This window comes from Pseudoroseomonas cervicalis ATCC 49957 (genome assembly GCF_000164635.1).
GTDB lineage: Bacteria > Pseudomonadota > Alphaproteobacteria > Acetobacterales > Acetobacteraceae > Pseudoroseomonas > Pseudoroseomonas cervicalis.
This window is the reverse complement of sequence record NZ_GG771087.1, coordinates 1-969: the sequence shown is the minus strand read 5'-3', so window position 1 is coordinate 969 and position 969 is coordinate 1. Positions and strand designations below refer to the sequence as shown.

At 70.9% G+C, this 969-nt stretch carries 1 protein-coding gene; it reads right to left on the bottom strand.

The window, feature by feature from the left end:
• Positions 1–625: LacI family DNA-binding transcriptional regulator (locus tag HMPREF0731_RS21880; protein ID WP_007006438.1), on the bottom strand; the 625-nt coding region annotated here is incomplete at its 3' end.
• Positions 626–969 lie beyond the last annotated feature (344 nt).

Below are 969 nucleotides of genomic sequence, written 5' to 3'. Positions count from 1 at the left end.
CGGCGCGCAGCCCCTCCAGCCGCTCATCCGTGCTCATCAGCCCCGGCGGGCCGCCGACGAAGCCGAGCCGGCGGTGCCCGGCGGCCAGCAGGCGCTCGCCGGCCAGCCGGCCGCCCTGCGCGTTGTCGCAGAACAGCTTGGGCACGCTGGTGCCGGCCACGTCCTCGTCGATCAGCACGATGTTGCGGGAGGCAGCGATGCCGCGCGCCAGCCGGCCGTCATCATGGTGGTTGGTCAGGAAGATCAGCCCGTCCACCTGATGGCTGCGCAGGCGCTCCAGGTAGTCCAGCTCGCGGTCCAGCCGGTTCAGCGTGGCGCAGAGCAGCAGGCCGAGCCCCGCCGCCTCGGCGGCCTCCTCCACCGCGGCGGCAAGGTGGGCGAAGAAGGGATTGGCGATCTCCGGCACCACCAGCCCGATGGTGTCGGAGCGCCCGAGGCTGAGGCTGCGGGCAAGCCGGTTGGGCTGGTAGTCGAGCTGGCGCACCGCCGCGTCGATCCGTGCCGCCGTGGCGGGCGGCAGGACCAGATCGGCATTCAGGTGGCGGGAGACCGTCGTGACCGAGACCTCGGCCAGCGCGGCGACATCCTTCACCCTCGCCGGTCGCTTGGCGGGCTTGCGGTGCATCGGACTCCGGTAAAGCGGTTTTGTAAATCGGTTTACAGCTTTCTCCTCATGCGCCGCGCTGTCAATGCTGAATTCGGACGTTCAGCGGGCGGCGTCCTCGTCTAGCCAGACCTGGGGGAAGATCCGGAGCTGCGGGACGATGGCGTGCGCCAACCGGCGGGCTTCTCCTCGGGTGGTGTCAGCGGCCGGGCCAGACGCCCGGCATGCGGTGCCGCCCCATCTCCTGCAGCAGGTCGCGGTCGCCGTTGAGGCCCACCGTATCGAGGTCGGCCGCCACGGAAACACCGGCGGTGAGGAAGCGGTGCGGCGGCGCCGCGCATAGGCTGCTATGGACCTTGGGTGAG